At 69.2% G+C, this 17,718-nt stretch carries 17 protein-coding genes; 5 read left to right on the top strand and 12 right to left on the bottom strand.

What is annotated here, in order from left to right:
* Positions 1-36 precede the first annotated feature (36 nt).
* From ACFO5K_RS17845 to ACFO5K_RS17820, 6 genes are all read right to left on the bottom strand, one after another.
* Positions 37-2,268 carry an MMPL family transporter gene (locus tag ACFO5K_RS17845; RefSeq protein WP_378563524.1) on the bottom strand — a complete coding sequence of 744 codons (2,232 nt, stop codon included), beginning with the start codon at positions 2,266-2,268 and terminating at the stop codon, positions 37-39.
* A gap of 212 nt (positions 2,269-2,480) precedes the next feature.
* The gene (gene fahA / locus ACFO5K_RS17840; protein WP_378563940.1) at positions 2,481-3,665 is read right to left on the bottom strand and encodes a fumarylacetoacetase; all 1,185 of its coding nucleotides are present in this window, start codon (positions 3,663-3,665) and stop codon (positions 2,481-2,483) included.
* Positions 3,662-4,861, bottom strand: a complete 1,200-nt coding sequence (locus ACFO5K_RS17835) for a homogentisate 1,2-dioxygenase (RefSeq protein WP_378563521.1) — start codon at positions 4,859-4,861, stop codon at positions 3,662-3,664. The genes fahA and ACFO5K_RS17835 overlap by 4 nt, the downstream gene beginning before the upstream one ends.
* A 59-nt stretch (positions 4,862-4,920) precedes the next feature.
* The gene (locus tag ACFO5K_RS17830) at positions 4,921-5,730 is read right to left on the bottom strand and encodes an exodeoxyribonuclease III (protein ID WP_378563518.1); all 810 of its coding nucleotides are present in this window, start codon (positions 5,728-5,730) and stop codon (positions 4,921-4,923) included.
* Between the two features lie 20 nt (positions 5,731-5,750).
* Positions 5,751-6,698, bottom strand: coding sequence for an N-acetylglutamate synthase, CG3035 family (locus tag ACFO5K_RS17825; protein ID WP_378563515.1), 948 nt, complete (start codon positions 6,696-6,698; stop codon positions 5,751-5,753).
* A 15-nt stretch (positions 6,699-6,713) separates the two neighbouring features.
* Positions 6,714-7,301 (bottom strand): peptide deformylase, encoded by a 588-nt coding sequence (locus ACFO5K_RS17820; RefSeq protein WP_378563512.1) that lies wholly within the window; start codon positions 7,299-7,301, stop codon positions 6,714-6,716.
* A 179-nt stretch (positions 7,302-7,480) separates the two neighbouring features.
* On the opposite strand from ACFO5K_RS17820, the gene ACFO5K_RS17815 reads away from it, so the two are divergent.
* From ACFO5K_RS17815 to ACFO5K_RS17795, 5 genes are all read left to right on the top strand, one after another.
* On the top strand, positions 7,481-7,795 hold the full coding sequence (locus ACFO5K_RS17815; RefSeq protein ID WP_378563509.1) for a DUF3263 domain-containing protein: 315 nt from the start codon (positions 7,481-7,483) through the stop codon (positions 7,793-7,795).
* Between the two features lie 42 nt (positions 7,796-7,837).
* Positions 7,838-8,404, top strand: coding sequence for a LytR C-terminal domain-containing protein (locus ACFO5K_RS17810; protein WP_378563506.1), 567 nt, complete (start codon positions 7,838-7,840; stop codon positions 8,402-8,404).
* Positions 8,405-8,494: 90 nt separating this feature from the next.
* Positions 8,495-9,190, top strand: coding sequence for a superoxide dismutase[Cu-Zn] (gene sodC / locus ACFO5K_RS17805; RefSeq protein WP_378563503.1), 696 nt, complete (start codon positions 8,495-8,497; stop codon positions 9,188-9,190).
* A 12-nt stretch (positions 9,191-9,202) separates the two neighbouring features.
* Positions 9,203-10,345 (top strand): glutamate--cysteine ligase, encoded by a 1,143-nt coding sequence (locus ACFO5K_RS17800; protein WP_378563500.1) that lies wholly within the window; start codon positions 9,203-9,205, stop codon positions 10,343-10,345.
* A gap of 50 nt (positions 10,346-10,395) precedes the next feature.
* Positions 10,396-11,742 carry a phosphatase PAP2 family protein gene (locus ACFO5K_RS17795; protein ID WP_378563497.1) on the top strand — a complete coding sequence of 449 codons (1,347 nt, stop codon included), beginning with the start codon at positions 10,396-10,398 and terminating at the stop codon, positions 11,740-11,742.
* Here the strand turns inward: ACFO5K_RS17795 and mnhG are convergent, their stop codons facing one another.
* From mnhG to ACFO5K_RS17765, 6 genes are read right to left on the bottom strand one after another with little or no spacing between them, the layout of a single operon-like run.
* Positions 11,743-12,078: a monovalent cation/H(+) antiporter subunit G gene (mnhG, locus tag ACFO5K_RS17790; RefSeq protein WP_378563494.1), complete on the bottom strand. Its 336-nt coding sequence runs from the start codon at positions 12,076-12,078 to the stop codon at positions 11,743-11,745.
* Positions 12,075-12,335, bottom strand: a complete 261-nt coding sequence (locus tag ACFO5K_RS17785) for a monovalent cation/H+ antiporter complex subunit F (protein ID WP_378563491.1) — start codon at positions 12,333-12,335, stop codon at positions 12,075-12,077. The genes mnhG and ACFO5K_RS17785 overlap by 4 nt, the downstream gene beginning before the upstream one ends.
* Entirely contained in the window at positions 12,332-12,892 is a 561-nt protein-coding gene (locus tag ACFO5K_RS17780; protein ID WP_378563488.1) for a Na+/H+ antiporter subunit E, read from the bottom strand. Before ACFO5K_RS17780 ends, ACFO5K_RS17785 begins: the two co-directional genes overlap by 4 nt.
* On the bottom strand, positions 12,889-14,487 hold the full coding sequence (locus ACFO5K_RS17775) for a Na+/H+ antiporter subunit D (RefSeq protein ID WP_378563485.1): 1,599 nt from the start codon (positions 14,485-14,487) through the stop codon (positions 12,889-12,891). The genes ACFO5K_RS17780 and ACFO5K_RS17775 overlap by 4 nt, the downstream gene beginning before the upstream one ends.
* Positions 14,484-14,867, bottom strand: coding sequence for a Na(+)/H(+) antiporter subunit C (locus ACFO5K_RS17770; RefSeq protein WP_378563482.1), 384 nt, complete (start codon positions 14,865-14,867; stop codon positions 14,484-14,486). Before ACFO5K_RS17770 ends, ACFO5K_RS17775 begins: the two co-directional genes overlap by 4 nt.
* On the bottom strand, positions 14,864-17,653 hold the full coding sequence (locus ACFO5K_RS17765; RefSeq protein WP_378563480.1) for a Na+/H+ antiporter subunit A: 2,790 nt from the start codon (positions 17,651-17,653) through the stop codon (positions 14,864-14,866). Before ACFO5K_RS17765 ends, ACFO5K_RS17770 begins: the two co-directional genes overlap by 4 nt.
* Positions 17,654-17,718: the final 65 nt, after the last annotated feature.

Below are 17,718 nucleotides of genomic sequence, written 5' to 3'. Positions count from 1 at the left end.
TTATCATCTCCGCCCCTGGGTGGATGATCCAGGTTGTCAGCGCACCCGTTCCAATCGGCGTGGCGGGGGCGCGGCGGGCCTGGGAGCGGCCGGTTCCGGTTCGTGCAAACCGAACTTGTTGTGCAGTACCACGAGTGGTTTCGGGGACCACCAGTTCCAGATGCCCATCATGCGCATCAGGGCGGGGGCGAGCAGGCCGCGGATCACCGTGGCGTCGCTGATCACCGCCAGCGCGCAGCCGAGCCCGAACAGCTTCATCATCGACACCCCGGAGGTCGCCACGCTCAGGAACACGATGCTCATCAGCAGTGCGGCCGCGGTGAAGATGCGGCCGGTGCGGGCCACGCCCATCGCGACCGCCCGGGTATTGCCCTCGGTGGTCTTGGGTCCGGCCAGCCATTCCTCCCGGATGCGCGAGAGCAGGAACACCTCGTAGTCCATCGAGGCGCCGAAGGCCAGGCTGAACATCAGAATGGGCAGGGCCAGGTTGAGCGTGCCGGTGGCGGTGAAGCCGAGCAGCCCGGACAGATGTCCCTCCTGGAAGATCCACACCATCGCCCCGAAGGTCGCCGCCAGCGAGAGCATGTTCAACGCCAGCGCTTTCACGGCGAGCACCACACTGCCGGTGAACAGGAACAGCAAAATCAGCGTGGTGATCGCGATCAGGACCCCGGCCAGTGGCACCCGGCCGGTGATCTCACTGACCGAATCATGGTTCAGCGCAGCTGCTCCGGTGATCAGCGAGGTCGACGGTGCCGGTACCGCCCGCAGCGCCTCGAGCTGGGTGCGGCCCGCCGTCCCGTACGGGTCGACCCGCGTGCCGATCGTCAGATAGGCGCCCCCGGCCGGATCGGTCATCTCCGGGAGCCCGGCCGCGACACGAAGGCCGTTGCGGCACACCGCATCACCGCTGAGTACCGCCACCACGCCCGACACCTGCGACAGGGCACAAGCGTAATCGCCCAGCGCCCGCGAGTCAGCACGGTGTTCGGGCAGCACGACGGTGGCGCCGGCCGCGAGATCGGCCTCGAATTCGGTGCGCAGCACGTCGCCGACCACCCGGCTGGGTGCCTGCTCGGGCAGGGCCCGGTCGTCGGGGTAGCCGAACTGCACCCCGAGAAACGGGGAACCGAGCAACAGCAGGACCGCGGTGGTGACCAGGGCTACCGGCAGTGGCCGCTTCATCACCAGCAGCACCAGCCGATACCAGAACGTGTGCTGCGGCGCCTTTTCCGGGCGCGGCCGCCGACGCAGTCTGCCCGCGTTGATCCGGTCGCCGACCAGGATCAGCAGCGCGGGCAGCACTACGATCGCGGCCGCCGTCGCGGCGCACACCACCGCGATGCCCGCGTAAGCGAAGGACCGGAAGAAGTACTGCGGGAACACCAGCAGCGCCGACAGCGACAACGCCACGACCAGCGCGGAATACACCACGGTGCGACCTGCGGTCTGGATCGCCCGGATCACCGCCGCTTCCGGGGCGGCCCCGGCGGCCAGTTCCTCCCGGTACCGGCTGACGATGAACAGGCTGTAGTCGATGGCCAGTGCCAGCCCGAGCGCGGTGGTCATGTTCAGCGCGAAGACCGACACCTCGGTCACCGTGGTGAGCAATCGCAGAATGCCCAGGGCCGCCGCGATGGCGAACAGGCCGATGGCGACCGGCAGCGCGGCCGCGACGATGCTGCCGAAGACCAGGGCGAGCAGTATCGCGGTGACCGGGATGGCGATCGCCTCGGCCACCACCAGGTCGCGGCTGATCTGGGTGTTCATATCGGCGAATGTGGCGCCCGCGCCACCGGCCGTGATCGTCACCGGACCCTCGTCGACCTGGAGCCGCGTCCCGAGCTCGGCGGCCTGGCTCGCGTGGTCGCCGGAGAGTGCGGCCACGATCAGCCCGCGCGTGCCGTCCTCGCTGCGCATCGCCGGGCGCAGATCGGAGCGGCTGGTCCAGTACGACTGGATCACGCTCACCCCTGGGGTCGCGGTGAGTACCGTGATCGCGTGGTCGGCGGCGGATTGCGCGGCGGGGGAGTCGACGCCCGCGACGGCCCTGACCTGTAGAACGTAGTTCGGCTGGCTGCCGGGGAAGTGGTCGCCGAGGTAGCGTCCGGCCTGCACCGACTCGTGTTCCCCGGTGATGAAGCCACCCGACTTCATGTGGGCGGGAGCCGAGACGCCGACGGCGCCTGCGAGCACCATGAGCAACAACGCGACCGCGACCACCAGCCGTGGACGGCGCACGACGGCGCGGGCGATTCTGGTCAGCATCGTCGGGCGGCTCTCTCGTTCAAGAATGTCGAACGTCGAGACTTCTTGCGTTGCCCGCGTCGATTCGGTCACCCACCGGCCCGGGGGCGTGGGTAGGCCACAGGTGGTCCCCCCGGCCTTCGTCCCCCGTGGGGCGAAACCACCACGGGGAAGACGAATGCCGTCAGTTTAACGGACCACTGATGGGGTACCTGACCCGGAATCCGGGGCCGTCAGCCGGTGCGCGCGGGCACAATTCGCCCGCTGACCTGGCCCAATCCGATCCTGCGGCCCGCCGCGCCCGCAGCTGTGGCGGTGATCACCACTTCATCGCCGTCGGCGAGGTAGGTGCGGCTCCCCCCGGCGACGGCCACCGGTTGTGTGCCACCCCGCGACAACTCGATGAACGAGCCGCACTCACCCGGCCCCGGACCGGAGATGGTGCCCGAGGCGTAGAGGTCGCCGGGGCGGATCGAGGCGCCGTTGGCTGTGAGGTGGGCCAGCATCTGCGCCGGCGACCAGTACATGCGCGCATAGGGCGGGCGCGCGACGATCTCGCCGTTCCATCGCACCGTCAGCGCGATGTCGAGACCGTGGTCGTCGGTGCCGCGCAGGTAGGGCAGCGGTTCGGGGTCCTGGGTGGGTAGTGGCACCCGGGCGTGCGTGAGCGCGGCCATCGGGGTGATCCAGGCCGACATCGAGGTGGCGAACGACTTGCCGAGGAACGGCCCGAGAGGCTGGTATTCCCAGGCCTGGATGTCGCGGGCCGACCAGTCGTTGATCAGCGCGACCCCGAAGACGTGGGCGTCGAACTCGTCGACAGTGACCGGCACCCCGGGCGCGGACCCCGCGCCGACGACGAAACCCAGCTCGGCTTCGATGTCGAGTCGCTGGGTCGGACCGAATTCCGGTGCGCCGGAATCGGTGCGACATTGCCCGTGTGGCCGGATCACCGGCGTGTCCGACACGACGACGGTGCCCGCGCGGCCGTGGTATCCCACGGGCAGATGCCGCCAATTCGGCAGCAGCGGTGCGGCTTCGGGCCGGAACAGCCTGCCCAGGTTGGTGGCATGGTCGATGCTGGCGTAGAAGTCGACGTAGTCGCCGATACGCACCGGCAGGAGCAGCCGCACCGTCGACAGCGGGTGTACCGCGTCGACGGCCAACGCGGTGTCGGCGAGGCCACGCACCCGGTCGCGAACCGCACGCCAGCGAGCCGGACCCTGGGCGAGAAAAGGATTCAGGCTGGGCGTGGAGAAAGTCGGATCTTCCAGCAGCGCAGCGAGATCCAGCACGTAATCGCCCAGCCGGACACCCACCCGGAAGTCACCGCCCGGCGGTGCGAACACACCGTAGGGCAGGTTCTCGGCGCCGAACAGGGAATCGTCGGCCACCTCGACGCGCAGCAGCCCGCTCATCGGAGCCCCGGCCCGCGGCCCGACCAGGTCCACGCATAATCTGGATCCTCGCAGGCCAGCGCGCCTTCACCGAGCTGTAGCGGACGGAAGGTGTCGACCATCACCGCCAGCTCGTCGAAGAACTCCGCGCCGATACTGCGCTCGTAGGCGCCGGGCTGCGGCCCGTGCGCGTATCCACCCGGATGCACCGACACCGATCCCTGAGCGATACCGGAACCCTTGCGCGCCTTGTAATCTCCGCCGCAATAGAACATGATCTCGTCGGAATCCACATTGGAGTGGTAGTACGGCACCGGAATCGAGAGCGGGTGGTAGTCCACCTTGCGCGGCACGAAATTGCACACCACGAAATTGGTCGCTTCGAACGCCTGATGCACGGGCGGCGGCTGATGTACCCGGCCGGTGATCGGCTCGAAGTCGGCGATGTCGAAAGTGTAGGGATACAGGCAACCGTCCCAGCCGACGACATCGAAAGGGTGTGTGGCGTAGGTCAACCGGGTGCCGACGACCTCGGCTCCGGCGCGATGTTTGACCAGCACCTCGACGTCGGTGCCCTCGCGCAGTAGCGGCGCCGTCGGTCCGTGCAGATCGCGCTCGCAGTACGGTGAGTTCTCCAGCAGCTGACCGAATTTCGACAGGTACCGCTTCGGTGGCGTGAGGTGGCTCGATGCCTCGATCGCGTACGCGCGCAACGGTTGGTCACCGGTGGGCAGCCAACGGTGCGTGGTCGCGCGCGGCATGATCAGCTGATCGCCCTGGCGCACCGGCAGCGTCCCGAACACGCTCTCGACCTCGGCCGCACCGGATTCGATGTAGACCAGTTCGTCACCGATGGCATTGCGGTACAGCGGGGACGCGCACATGGCCACCACATAGGAGATCCGCACATCGGCGTTGGCCAGCAGCAGCCTGCGGCCGGTGACCGGGTCGGTGCCTGCGCAGGTCTCGCCTCCGAACAGCTCGGGCAGGCGCAGATGCCGGTGCCGCAACGGGTGGTTGGCTGTGAGCGTCTGATCGGGGAGCTGCCAGACCGACGAATCCACGATCGCCGCTGGTAGCGCACGGTGATAGAGCAGCGAGGAGGCGCCGGTGAAGCCTTCCTCGCCCATCAGCTCTTCGTAATAGAGATTGTCGCGCGCGTCACGATGCTGGGTGTGCCGCTTCGGCGGCACCGCGCCCACCTGCCGATAGAACACTGGACCGCCTCTCGGAGACTTCATGGCCAGAGCTGGTGGCCATTTTAGTCCGCGGCGGCTCAGAATTCGGCGATCACCGGGGCGTGGTCGCTGGCCCCTTTGCCCTTGCGTTCCTCGCGGTCGACGAACGCGTCCGTGACGCGGTCGGCCAGGGCGGGGGAGGCCAGCGCGAAGTCGATGCGCATGCCCTCTTTCCGGGGGAAACGCAGCTGGGTGTAGTCCCAGTAGGTGTAGACGCCGGGGCCGGGGGCGAACGGGCGCAGCACGTCGCGGAAACCGGTGTCGAGCATCGCCTGGAAGGCGGCCCGCTCGGGGCCGGACGTGTGGGTCTTGCCCTCGAAGAGCTGTGGCGACCACACGTCGTCGTCGGTGGGGGCGATGTTCCAGTCCCCGACCAGGGCGATCTCGGCTCTCGGGTCCGCGGCCAGCCACTCGGCCGCCTCCGCGCGCAGGGCGGCCAGCCAGTCGAGCTTGTAGGTGTAGTGCGGGTCGCTCAGCGCGCGGCCGTTGGGAACGTAGAGGCTCCACACCCGCACGCCACCGCAGGTCGCGCCGATCGCCCTGGACTCCACCACCGGCGAGTCGAGCAACGAATCACCCGCGTTCTTGTCGAAACCGGGCTGGCCGGGGAACGCGAGCTCCACATCGGCGAGCCCCACCCGCGAGACGATGGCCACACCGTTCCACTGATTCAGACCCACATGGGCGACCTCGTACCCGGCGGCCTCGAACTGCGCGAACGGGAACTGGTCGTCGCGGCACTTGGTCTCCTGCAAGGCCAGCACGTCGATGTCGTGGCGCTGCAGCAACGCCGTCGCCCGATCGACACGGGAGCGGATCGAATTGACGTTCCAAGTGGCCAGACGCACGGTTGCCGGTCCTTTCGAGGTCAGCCCGGTGGGGCTGCGTAGCGGTAGCTGTGGTGTTCGACGAAGCCGAGCTCGCGGTACAGCGCCAGCGCGCCCGGATTGCCGACCTCCACCTGGACGTAGGCGTGGGTGGCGCCGCGCTCGGCGCCCCAGCGGATCAGTTCGGCGCACAGCAGCGCGCCCAACCCGTTGCGCCGGTGCGCGGCGGCGACGGCGACACAGGTGAGACCGACCCAGCGCCTGCCGTCCGGGGCGGTGGTCACCGCGCCGCGCCCGATCGCCAACGGCTCCGGCAGGCCGAGCGAGGCGAAGCCGAGGGCGCCGTCGAGGACCGAGGTGAGGACTTCGCGGTCCGGTGTGCGGACGGCGGGATCGGCGGGCAGCTCGCCGCGGTAACGGTGGGTGCGCAACCAGCCGTCGTCGGGCTCGGCGGCGATCCGGACCATCGACGGCCCCTGGGGCAGGACGAAATTCGCGATATCGAGGCCGAGGACCACGGTCTCGCTCCAGGTGTTCCAGCCCGGCGGCACCGGGGCCAGCCGGTCGGGCAGCTGCAACAGCAGCGGCAGCTCCCGGCTGGTGTACCAATCCGCGATCCGGTGCATCGTGTCGATCGACAACACCGCGGGCGAACCCGACTCGCCCAGCGGCACAGCGGAATTGGCGCGACCGGTGTAACCGTTGCCCGCCCGGACGAGCCAGCCGTCGATCCACAGGTGCGCCGTACCCGGCCACGCGGCGGCCGCCGCGGCCTCCAGCGAGCGGATCTCTTTGGTGCGAATCGGCCGTGGCCCCAGCGCTTTCAGCGCGACCACCCGGTCCGCCGCGACCGCGACCAGCTCACCCTCGGCGGTCCGCACCGACGGCGGTGACATCGAGACCAGCTCACCGATCACATCGGTGAGTGGTTGTGGATAACCCGCGGGCAGCTGATATCGCATCACCACCCGGCTGCCGAGCGGGATCATCGGGCCCCCGACATCTCAATCATTGCCGAAGGGATCCGGGACGGTGCCGGGCACCCAGCTCAGACCCGGTGTGCCCCAGCCGTTCCGCTTGATCGCCTTCTTGGCCGCGCGGGCGTTGCGGCCGATCAGGACATCGACGTAGAGGAAGCCGTCGAGGTGGCCGACCTCGTGCTGGAGCATGCGCGCGAAGAAGCCGGTGCCCTCGATGTCGACCGGGTCGCCGTGCTCGTCGGTGCCGGTGACCCGGGCCCAGTCCGCGCGTCCGGTGGGGAACTGCTCGCCCGGTACCGAAAGGCAGCCCTCCTCGTCGTCGTCGGGGTCGGGCATGGTCTCCGGGATCGCCGAGGTCTCGAGCACCGGGTTCACCACCACACCCCGGCGGCGGATCTGGTTGCCCGTGGCGTCGGCGTCGGGGCAGTCGTACACGAACAGCCGCTTGCCGACCCCGACCTGATTGGCCGCCAGGCCCACACCCTTGGACTCCTCGAGGGTGTCGAACATGTCCGCGATCAGCTCGGCCAGTTCCGCCGGCGACTCCGTCACCTTCGCGGTGGGGGTGTGGAGGACGGGGTCACCGACGATCACGATCGGGAGAATTGCCATGCGCGCCATTATCGCCGCTCGCGCGGGTGCGCGAGCGGCGGCCCCTGTGGGCCGCGACACCCCTACTGGCCCCGAGTCAACACGCCGGGACATCGCTCCCAGGATCCGGCCCGCTCGTGGTTCAATGATCCGCGACGTGCAAGCGTCATTTTCATCTCGTGATACGGCGAGGGAGCAAGATGGACGGCGCAGCGGCTCGGCACATTCCCCAGGACCCCCAGGACCCGGCCACCGACGAAGGCACCGGTCTCAGTCGCCGTGAGCTCGACATCCTGGACTTCGAACGCAAATGGTGGAAATACGCGGGCGCCAAAGAAGACGCGATCCGCGAACTGTTCGCCATGTCGGCCACCCGGTACTACCAGGTGCTCAACGCGGTAGTCGACAAGGAAGAAGCGCTGGCCGCCGACCCGATGCTGGTCAAGCGGCTGCGCAGGCTGCGGGCCAGTAGGCAGAAAGCGCGCGCCGCGCGCCGACTCGGCTTCCAGGTCTGACATGACGGCCATCCGGCAGTCGATGCGACTAGGGTTGCGCGGGTGAGCAACCCGAATCCCACCCCCGGCGGCCCACCGCTGCGCGCGCTGGCGATGGTGTTGATCGCGCTGGCCATAGTCTTCGCCGGGCTGGGTGCGATGTCGTTGTCGAACTCCGGCGCCCAGGCATCCGATCCGCCCGAGCAGACCGAGACCACCACCTCCAGCGCGGTCGCGCAGGCACCGGCCACCACGGCCGCACCGACGACCACCAGCGCGGCTGCCGAACCCACGACCACCACCATCGCGCCGACGACCACCACCGCGCCCGTGACCACCACGGCCGAGACCGGCACCGTCGACCGCTCGGTGCCCGTGCGGGTCCTGAACAACAGCCTCGTCGCGGGTCTGGCCGCGCGCACCGCGAGCGAACTCGGCGCGGCGGGCTGGAGCAACGTCAGCACCGGCAACTACAGCGGCACGAACCTGACCACCACCACCGTTTTCTACGGCGGCGGCGCGGGCGACCAGGCCGCGGCCGCCGAGATCGCCGCGCAGGTCGGTGGCACGGTGGCACCGAAGACCACCGACAACTCCCCCGGTGTCGTGGTCGTGTTGACCGGTCGCTGAGCCGATGCCCGGCACGCGGTGCCGTAGGTGGTGCCGCCGCTGTGGCATCATCTTCAGCGGTACAGCCCCAGTCCGATAAGGAGTCTCCTGATGGCCACGTCGACAACTCGTCGCCCGTCCTGGCGCACTGTGACCCCGATTATCGCGGTCGCCGCGTTCGGGCTCGCCGCGTGCTCCAACAGCCAGGAGTCGAGTGACGTCAAGGGCACCACGCCCCCGGTGTGGACCAGCTCGGCCGCGCCCGCCGGCAGCGAAGACGACGGCCACGGCACCGAGCACGGCGCACCGTCGGCCGCGCCCGGCGACCACGGCGACGACCACAGCGGCTCCGAGGCCGGTCTGCGGGCCGAGCTGAAGGACGGCTCCGGCAACGGTGTCGGCACCGCGACCATCGCCTCCGAGGGCGGCCACCTGGTCGTCACCGTCGAGGCGCGCGGCCTGCGCCCCGGCTTCCACGGCCTGCACTTCCACGAGAACGGCACCTGTGAGGGCGACTTCACCTCCGCCGGTGGACATCTACAGGTCGGTCCGGCCGACGCGCACCCGGCCAGCGGCGACCTCACCTCGCTGCAGGTCGGCGCCGACGGCACCGCGAAGCTGGTCACCCGCACCGACGCGGTCGAGCTCGACGACGTGCGGGGCAAGGCCCTGATCGTGCACGCCGGCGCCGACAACTTCGGCAACATCCCGCCGCGCTACTCGCGTGAAGGCGGCACCGGGCCCGACGAGACGACCTTGTCCACCGGTGACGCGGGCTCGCGAGTCGCCTGCGGCGTGGTCGGTTAGCGGATCTCGGCCATGGCCGGGGCGTTCGAGCCGGTGGCTTTCCGTGGTTCGCCCCGGCCCACCATCGGTATCGAATGGGAGATCGCGCTGGTCGACAAGACCACGCGCGATCTGTCCAACACCGCCTCGGCCGTTTTCGACGCGGTCGGTGACCTGCGCGCCCACGACGGCACCCAGCAGGTCACCAAGGAACTGCTGCGCAACACCGTCGAATTGGTGACCGGTGTGCACGAGACGGTGGGCGGCGCGGTGGAAGATCTGCGCACCACCATGAACGCGGTGCGCCGCGCGGCCGACCCGCTCGGAGTGGACCTGTTCTGCGCGGGCACCCACCCCTTCGCGCAGTGGTCGACCCAACAGCTCACGCGCTCACCGCATTACGACGAACTGATCGAACGCACGCAGTGGTGGGGCCGGCAGATGCTGATCTGGGGCGTGCACGTGCACGTGGGGGTTTCGCACCGCGACAAGGTCTTCCCGATCCTGAACTCGCTGCTGCTGTCGTATCCGCATCTGCTCGCCCTCTCGTCGTCGTCGCCGATGTGGTCCGGTGACGACACCGGTTATGCCAGCAACCGTGCGCTGATGTTCCAGCAGCTGCCCACGGCCGGGTTGCCGTTCCAGTTCGAGAACTGGCGCCAGTTCGAGGGTTTCGTGCACGACCAGATGAAAACCGGTGTGTTCGAACAACTCGGCGGCATGCACTGGGACATCCGCCCCGCGCCCAAGTGGGGCACCATCGAGGTGCGCGTGTGCGACGGGCTGTCCAGCCGTGCCGAACTGGCCTCGGTGGCCGCGCTGATCCACTGCCTGGTCGTCGACCTCGACCGCCGCCTCGACGCGGGCGAAGACCTGCCGACGTTGCCGCCCTGGCATGTGCAGGAGAACAAGTGGCGGGCCGCGCGCTACGGGCTCGACGCGATCGTGGTCGTCGACGACGCCAGCAATGAGCGCTTGGTCACCGACGATCTGATGGATCTGCTCACCCGGCTCGAGCCCACCGCGCGGCGGCTCGATTGCGCCGACGAACTGGCCGCGGTCGCCGACATTCCCCGGCACGGCGCCTCCTACCAGCGGCAACGCCGGGTGGCCGCGCAGTCCCAAGGTGATCTCGTCGCGGTTGTGGACTCGCTGGTGCGCGAGCTGGATCAGTAGCGTTCAGCTGCCCGGTCCGGTGTCGTTAACCCGGCGTTTACGATGTTTGGATGCTGGTCGAACATCCGCGCGCTGTTCCGGGGGACGCCACCCTCGGTTCTCGTCTGCGCGCGCCGCGGACACTCGCCCTTGTCGCGGTGTCGGCGGTGGCTGTACTGCTCATCGGATTACAGCTCGGCGCGTGGGTCAACGGCTTCGAGGGGCCGCTGGCCAGCCTGGCTCGCGATTACGTGGGCACCCCGAAATCGATGTCGGTGCCGTGGGCGGGTCTGGTGCTCGCGCTGGTCGGTATCTCGGCGCGCAGGCGGGTGTTCGCGCTGGCCGCGGCGATCGGGATCGACGCGGTGTGGGCGACGCTGCGGCTGCTCGACGGCAAACCGTTCGCGGTCGGCAACGGCCCGACCATCGTGCTCACCGTGCTGGTGCTGATCGCGGCGCTGCGCTGGCACGGGCGCGAACGTGATGACGCGCTGAAGGCCGCGGCGCTGGGCGCGCTGCTGGTGCTGGCCACCAAGGTCGGTGACGTGTGGTTGCACGTCACCTCGGCGGTGCACCCCACGGTGCTCGACGAATACCTGCTGCTCGCCGATCGCGCGCTCGGTGACCCGTCCTGGGTGCTCGGGCAGGTGCTCGAGGTGCTCGGTCCCGAGGTGTACGCGGTGCTGCACTGGGTCTACATCGAGTTGCCGGTGGCGGCGATCGTGGTGGCGGTGTGGCAGTTGCGTCATGTCGTGCGCACCGGGCGCTGGCCCAGCCACTACCTGGTGCGTACCTTCCTGGTGCTCGGCTTGGTCGGCCCGCTGTTCTATGTGCTGTTCCCGGTGGTCGGGCCGATGTTCGCCTACGGCGTCGACGGCAACGGTTTCCAGGTGGGCAACTTCTGGCCATCGGCGCTGCCGCCGATCGACCACTCACCGGCGGCCCTGCCCTTCGACGAATTCACCCCGCGCAACTGCATGCCCTCCATGCACACCGCCTGGGCGCTGTCGCTGTTCATCCACACCCGTCGCGATGTCGACGGTTCGCGCGCGCCGGCCTGGTTGCGCTGGGGCGGGGCGTTCTGGCTGGGCGCGACGGTGGCCGCGACTCTCGGCTTCGGCTACCACTACGGGGTGGACCTGGTGGCGGGTGTGGTGCTGTGCCTGACCGTCGAGTCGGCGCTGCGGGCACCCGAACGGGGCTGGGGCGCGTTCCGGATTCGGCTGGTGGCCTTCGGCACCGCGGTGTTCGCGGGACTGCTGCTGTCCTACCGCTACCTGGCCGTACCGATGGCCGAGCACCCGATTCTGGCCGGGGCCCTCGTGATCGGATCGCTGACCGCGGTCTGCGTGAGTTTCCACGCCACCTGGTTCGCCGCGGCGCCCGCGCGCAAGCCGGTCGCGGCGGCGGCCGCGTAGTCAGCGGCGCCGCTCGTCGAGTTCGTCGACCCGCAGCCGCAGATCGTCGCGGCGGCGTTGTTCGCGGTAGGCGGTGCGGCCGATCAGGTGGGCCACGACGGGCGCGGTGATGATGGTGAACACCCCGATCAGCACCAGCATCCAGGCGTTGATGTCGCCACGCAGGTCGATACCGGCGCCGGTGAGCACCAGCATCAGCCCGACCACCTGCGGTTTGGTCGCCGCGTGCATGCGAGTGAGGGTGTCGGGGAAGCGCACGATACCCAGCGCCGCGGTGAACGCGAGCGCGCAGCCCACCAGGATCAACGTCCCGGAAACCCACTCCCAGCCGCTCATCGCTCGTCCCGCACCCGGAAGCGGGTCACCGCGGCGGACCCGAGGAAACCGACCAGCGACAGCGCCACGATCGCCGGGATCACCGTGGTGTCGTCGCTGTAGGCCGCCCAGACGGCCAGTCCGGCGGAGGCCAGTGCCATCAGCGAGTCGATGCCGACCACACGGTCGAGGGTGCTCGGGCCCGCCAGGATCCGGTAGGTGGTGATCAGTGCCGCCCCGGTGAGCATGACGGCGGCGATCACGGCGACCACGGTCATCGGTGTACCTCCGCACCTCGTGGATGGTGCCATTCGCTCGGTCGCTCGAAGGCGCTGATGATCAAGGTCTCCAGCCTGCGGGTGGTGCGGTAGAACTTCGCCACCGCCTTGTCGCTGCCCACGTCGAGCACATGGACGTAGACCACGTGGCGACGCCGGTCGATCTCGATCACCATGGTGCCCGGAATCAGGTTCAGCAGGTCGGTGCACATCACCAGCACCAGATCGGACCGGATGGCCAGGGGCACGCGCAGCACACCCGAGATCGGCGGACCCGAGGGCCGGATGGCGAACCACGCCACCTGCAGACTCGATTCGACGGCGTAATAGCTGCCGACGGCGAGCAGGGCGAGAAACGACAGCGGATGGAATTGCCCCGATACCGGGACCTGCGGCAACGGGAGCGCGAAGATGATGATCAGGGCGACGGCGAACCCGGCCGTCACCGTGGCCACGCTCAGCTCGCCCCACAGCGCCACCCACACCGCCGTCAGCCAGGCCAGCGTGCAGACCCGCAGCGCGGTGTCGCGGTTGAGCAACCGGTGCAGCGTTCTCATCGCACCCCCTCACGGCCGAATACCGCGTCGATGTACACCGACGGGTCGTTGAGGTCGGTGGCGGCGCGTTCGGCGAAGCCGAGCACCGGCCCGGCGAAGACGGTCAGCGCGAGCCCGGCGGCGGCGAGCCCGACGGTGGCCAGCACCATCAGCATCGGCATCCGGCCGGGATCGGTGCGGTCCTCGTACTTCACACTGCTGGAATCCTCCACCAGCGTGGGCAGTCTCGCCGCGGTCAGATGGCCCTCGGGTGCCTCCTCGCGTGGCCGCCAGAACGCCTTGCTCCACACCCTGGCAACCGCGTACAGGGTGAGCAGGCTGGTGAGCACCGACCCGCCCACCAGCACCCAGGCCAGCGCGCTGCCGTCGGCGGCACCGGCCTCGAGCAACGTGACCTTGCCGATGAACCCCGAGAACGGCGGTATGCCGCCCAGATTCAGTGCGGGGACGAGGAACAGCGCCCCCAGCAGCGGGCTCGCCGTGGCCAGTCCACCGAGGCGGCGCAACGACACCGAACCCGCCTGTCGTTCGATCAGGCCGACAGCGAGGAACAGGGTGGTCTGCACCAGGATGTGGTGGACCACGTAGTACACCGCGCCGGTCAGCCCCGCCGTGGTGGCCAGCCCGACGCCGAACACCATGTACCCGATGTGGCTGACCAGGGTGAACGAGAGCAGGCGCCGGATATCGGTCTGCGCGATGGCGCCCAGGATGCCCACGAGCATCGTGGCCAGCCCGCACAGCAGCAACACCACGTTGAACGCGCCGTCGGGGAACCACAGGGCGTGGGTTCGGATGATGGCGTACACACCGACTTTGGTGAGCAGACCGGCGAAGACCGCGGTGACGGGTGCGGGCGCGGTGGGATAGGAGTCGGGCAGCCAGCTCGACAGCGGGAACACCGCCGCCTTGATCCCGAACGCCACCAGCAGCACCGCGTAGCAGCCGGTGCGCACCCCGCTCGGGGCCGCCTCGAACCGCACGGCGAGTTGAGCGAGATTCAGGGTGCCGGTGGCCGCGTAGGTGAGGGCGATGCCGATCAGGAAGATCATCGACGACACCATCGACACCATCACGTAGGCGATGCCGGTGCGGACGCGTTCCACGGTGGCACCGACGGTGAGCAACACGAACGAGGCGGCCAGCAGCACCTCGAAACTGACGAACAGGTTGAACAGGTCCCCGGTCAGGAACGCGTTGGACACCCCGGCGCTCAGGATCAGGTAGGTGGGCCGGTAGATGGAAGTGGGCTGGTTGTCGTCGCCGTCGGAAATGTTCTGTCCGGCACCGTAGATCGACACCACCAGCAGCACAAACGCCGACACCAGCACCATCCCGGCGCTGAGCCGGTCCACCACCAGGGTGATCCCGATGGGTGTCGGCCAGCCGCCGACCTGAACGGCGGTGGTGCCGTCGCGGTCGGCGAGATACAGCAGCACCGCGCTGATCGCCAGCACCGACGACAGTGCCGCGAGCGAGATCATGCCCTGGATCCGCGGGTGCCTGCCGAAGATCAGGGTGGCCGCGGCACCGAGCAGCGGGACCAGCACCGGCAGGGCGGCGAGGTCGGCCAGCAGCTCGGGGGACAGGGTCAATGTTCGGGATCCTCTCGCTCACGACCGACGGCGATCCGGGTGTCCTCGGGGTCCTTGTGCACGTCTTCGGTGGTGGTCAGCATGTAGGCGCGGTAGGCCAGCGTGAGAATGAACGCGGCCATGCCCATGGTGATCACGATCGCGGTGAGCACCATCGCCTGGGCCAGCGGATCGGCCATGCCCGCGGGTGAGGTGTTCGATCCCGGCAGCACCGGTGGTTTCCCGTCCGGGCCCGCCATGGTGATGATCAGCAGGTTCACCGCGTTGCTCAACAGGAGCAGGCCGAGCAGCATTTTCGACACCACTCGTTCGAGCAGTAGATACACACCGCAGGCGGTGAGCGCGCCGATGGCGATCAGCATGCTCAGGTTGGCGCTCATGACACCTCCTTGTCCAGGCGGGCGCCGAGGCTGCGCAGCACGTCGAGCACCAGCCCGACCACCACCAGGTAGACGCCCAGATCGAAGAACAGCGCGGTCACCAGTTTGATGTCGCCGAGCAACGGCAATGTCAGCTCGATGATGGCCGAGGACAGCGGCGGCGCGCCGAGCAGCAGTGAGGCCGTCGCGGTTCCGGCGGCCAGCGTGAGTCCGGCCCCGAGTACGTGGCCGGCGTCGACCGGCAGGGCTTCGCCGAGTTCGTACGGGCCACCGGCCAGATAGCGCAGGGTCAGTGCCAGCCCGGCCAGCAGGCCACCGGCGAAGCCGCCGCCCGGTGCGTTGTGACCGGAGAAGAAGAAGTACACCGACAGCACCATGATGGTGGGGAAGAGCAGCCGGGTGGTGATCTGCAGGACCATCGAGCGATCGCGCCGGTCGAGCAGCCGGGCCGCGGGCAGCCAGCTCACCTGGTCGGGATCGTAGTCGGGTGAGTCGATCGCGCGCGGCGCGCTGCCGAACCGGCGGCTGCGGAACACCAGGGAGGCCACGCCCGTGGCCGCCACGACGAGCACCGAGATCTCGCCGAGGGTGTCCCAGGCGCGGATGTCGACCAGCAAGACGTTGACCGCGTTCTTGCCGCCGCCGATCTCATAGGCCGCCCCGGGGATGGCCTGCCAGATCGGTTCGCCACGCCGGGCCGCGGTGGCGAAGGCCGCGAGCACCGCGACGGTGAGGCCGGTGGCGATCGCGAGCAGCGCGCGCCGCAGCTTGAACGCCGTGGACTGCACGGCGGAGATCTCGGCCGGGAACGCGCGCAGGACCAGCACGAAGACGACCAGTGTGAGGGTCTCGACCAGGAATTGGGTGAGCGCGAGATCGGGGGCACCGTGCAGCGCGAAGATCACCCCGCAGCCGTAACCGGTCACGCCGACCACGAGCACGCTGGCCAGGCGGTTGCGCAGCACCGTCGCCGCCAGCGCCATCGCGATCATGATCGCGCACAGCACGGCCTGCAACGGTGAATCCCACAGGCGCAGCCGCACTCCGGTGCGCGTGCCAAGCGCCAGCATCACGCTGGGCAGCACGATCAGCGTGCCGAGGATGATGGCCTGGCTGGCGGGCAGCGAACCCGACTGCGTGGTGCCGGTGATACGCAGCGAGAGCCGGTCCATCGCGCGCAGGGCCGCGTCGTAGCCGCGGTCGGCGTTGCCCAGGCGCGGCTTCCGGGGTTCCCCGATCCGGCCGCGGATCAGGAACAGCGCGAAACCGGCGAGGATCACCACCACCGTGAGCGCCAGAACGGGGGTGAAACCGTGCCACAGGGCCAGATGTGCGTCGAGTACGCCGGGCAGGGTATGCGCGTAGGTGTTCAGCAACCGGTCGACGACCTGCGGGAACAGCCCGCCGACCAAACCGGCCACCGCGAGGACCGCGGGCGGGAAGAGCAGCAGCGGTCCGGGCGCGTGCCAGGTCGTGGTCGCCTCGGGGTTGGCGGTGACTCCGAAAGCGCCCCAGACGAACCGGACGCTGTAGGCCACCGTGAACGCCGAACCCAGGGCGACGCCGGCGACCAGCGCCACCCGCGCGGGCTGGCTCAGCAGCTCGGCCGCCCACAGCGCGCTCAGTGCCGATTCCTTGCCGACGAACCCGAGCATCGGCGGCAGACCGGCCATGCTGATCGTCGCGGCCACCGCGATCGCGCACAGCACCGGTGCGCGTCTGCCCAGGCCCGACAACCGACGCAGATCCCTGGTGCCCGCGCCGTGATCGATGATGCCGACCACCATGAACAGGCACGCCTTGAAGAACGCGTGCGCGAGCACCAGCGCGAGCCCGGCCAGCGCGGCATCCGGCGTGCCGACGGCCACCATGGTGATCATCAGGCCCAGCTGGCTCACCGTGCCGAAGGCCAGCACCAGCTTCAGGTCGTGCACCTGTATCGCCCGCCAGCCGGCCAGCAGCATCGACACGACGCCGAGCGGCAGCAGCAGCGCGTGCCAGGGCGGGGATTGCGCGAACGCGGGCGCCAGCCGCGCCACCAGGTAGATGCCCGCCTTCACCATCGCGGCGGCGTGCAGGTAGGCGCTGACCGGGGTGGGCGCGGCCATCGCACCGGGCAGCCAGAAGTGCAGCGGCACAATGGCCGACTTGCTCAGCGCCCCCACCAGCACCAGTGCGATCGCCACCGAGATGGCGGTGCCGGTGGGCGGCGAGCTCGCCGCGAGCATCTCCGAGAGCAGGAAGGTCTGATAGCGCAGCCCCAGGATGACGATCCCGACCAGCATCGACAGCCCGCCCGCGGTGGTCACCAGCAGGGCCTGGATCGCGGCCCTGCGGCTGACCGACTGCTCGGCGTAGTGGCCGACGAGCAGGAACGACAGCACCGTGGTGATTTCCCAGAACACGTAGAGCAACAGCGTGTTGTCGCTGACCACCAGCCCGAACATCGCCCCGGCGAAACCGGTGAGTTCGGCGGCGAACAGGCCGAGCTTGGCTTCGTCGCGTTCGAAGTAGCGGCCACAGTAGGCCAGGATCAGCGCCCCGATGCCGAGGACCAGCGCGCTCATCACCGCGGCGAGGGAATCGAAGCGCAGGTCGATGTTCATCGAGATCTGTGGCGCCCACTGCAGTCTCGTCTGCACGGTGGTGCCCCAGTGCGCGATCACCCATCCGAGACCGCCCAGGGGGACCAGCGCCAGCAGGTAGAAAGCGTTGCGGCCCAGCACCCGAACACACAGTGGGGCCACCAGCGCGGCCAGGGCGTGGACGAGTAGTACGGAGAGCAACTCCTCCTCCGTCCGGTCGGTGGCGGTCGGGTGGCGCGTCCCGATCCTACGGGCGCCGGGGTGGC

Origin of the sequence: Nocardia halotolerans (assembly GCF_042650145.1) — a bacterium.
Taxonomy (GTDB): domain Bacteria; phylum Actinomycetota; class Actinomycetes; order Mycobacteriales; family Mycobacteriaceae; genus Nocardia; species Nocardia halotolerans.
This window is presented reverse-complemented; position numbering and strand designations above follow the sequence as displayed.

Coding starts and splice junctions, on each gene's coding strand:
- ACFO5K_RS17845 (WP_378563524.1), bottom strand. CDS start 2,268: ATGCTGACCAGAATCGCCCGCGCCGTCGTGCGCCGTCCACGGCTGGTG.
- fahA (WP_378563940.1), bottom strand. CDS start 3,665: ATGAGCGGGCTGCTGCGCGTCGAGGTGGCCGACGATTCCCTGTTCGGC.
- ACFO5K_RS17825 (WP_378563515.1), bottom strand. CDS start 6,698: ATGATCCCGCTCGGCAGCCGGGTGGTGATGCGATATCAGCTGCCCGCG.
- ACFO5K_RS17820 (WP_378563512.1), bottom strand. CDS start 7,301: ATGGCAATTCTCCCGATCGTGATCGTCGGTGACCCCGTCCTCCACACC.
- ACFO5K_RS17815 (WP_378563509.1), top strand. CDS start 7,481: ATGGACGGCGCAGCGGCTCGGCACATTCCCCAGGACCCCCAGGACCCG.
- sodC (WP_378563503.1), top strand. CDS start 8,495: ATGGCCACGTCGACAACTCGTCGCCCGTCCTGGCGCACTGTGACCCCG.
- ACFO5K_RS17800 (WP_378563500.1), top strand. CDS start 9,203: ATGGCCGGGGCGTTCGAGCCGGTGGCTTTCCGTGGTTCGCCCCGGCCC.
- ACFO5K_RS17795 (WP_378563497.1), top strand. CDS start 10,396: ATGCTGGTCGAACATCCGCGCGCTGTTCCGGGGGACGCCACCCTCGGT.
- mnhG (WP_378563494.1), bottom strand. CDS start 12,078: ATGAGCGGCTGGGAGTGGGTTTCCGGGACGTTGATCCTGGTGGGCTGC.
- ACFO5K_RS17785 (WP_378563491.1), bottom strand. CDS start 12,335: ATGACCGTGGTCGCCGTGATCGCCGCCGTCATGCTCACCGGGGCGGCA.
- ACFO5K_RS17780 (WP_378563488.1), bottom strand. CDS start 12,892: ATGAGAACGCTGCACCGGTTGCTCAACCGCGACACCGCGCTGCGGGTC.
- ACFO5K_RS17770 (WP_378563482.1), bottom strand. CDS start 14,867: ATGAGCGCCAACCTGAGCATGCTGATCGCCATCGGCGCGCTCACCGCC.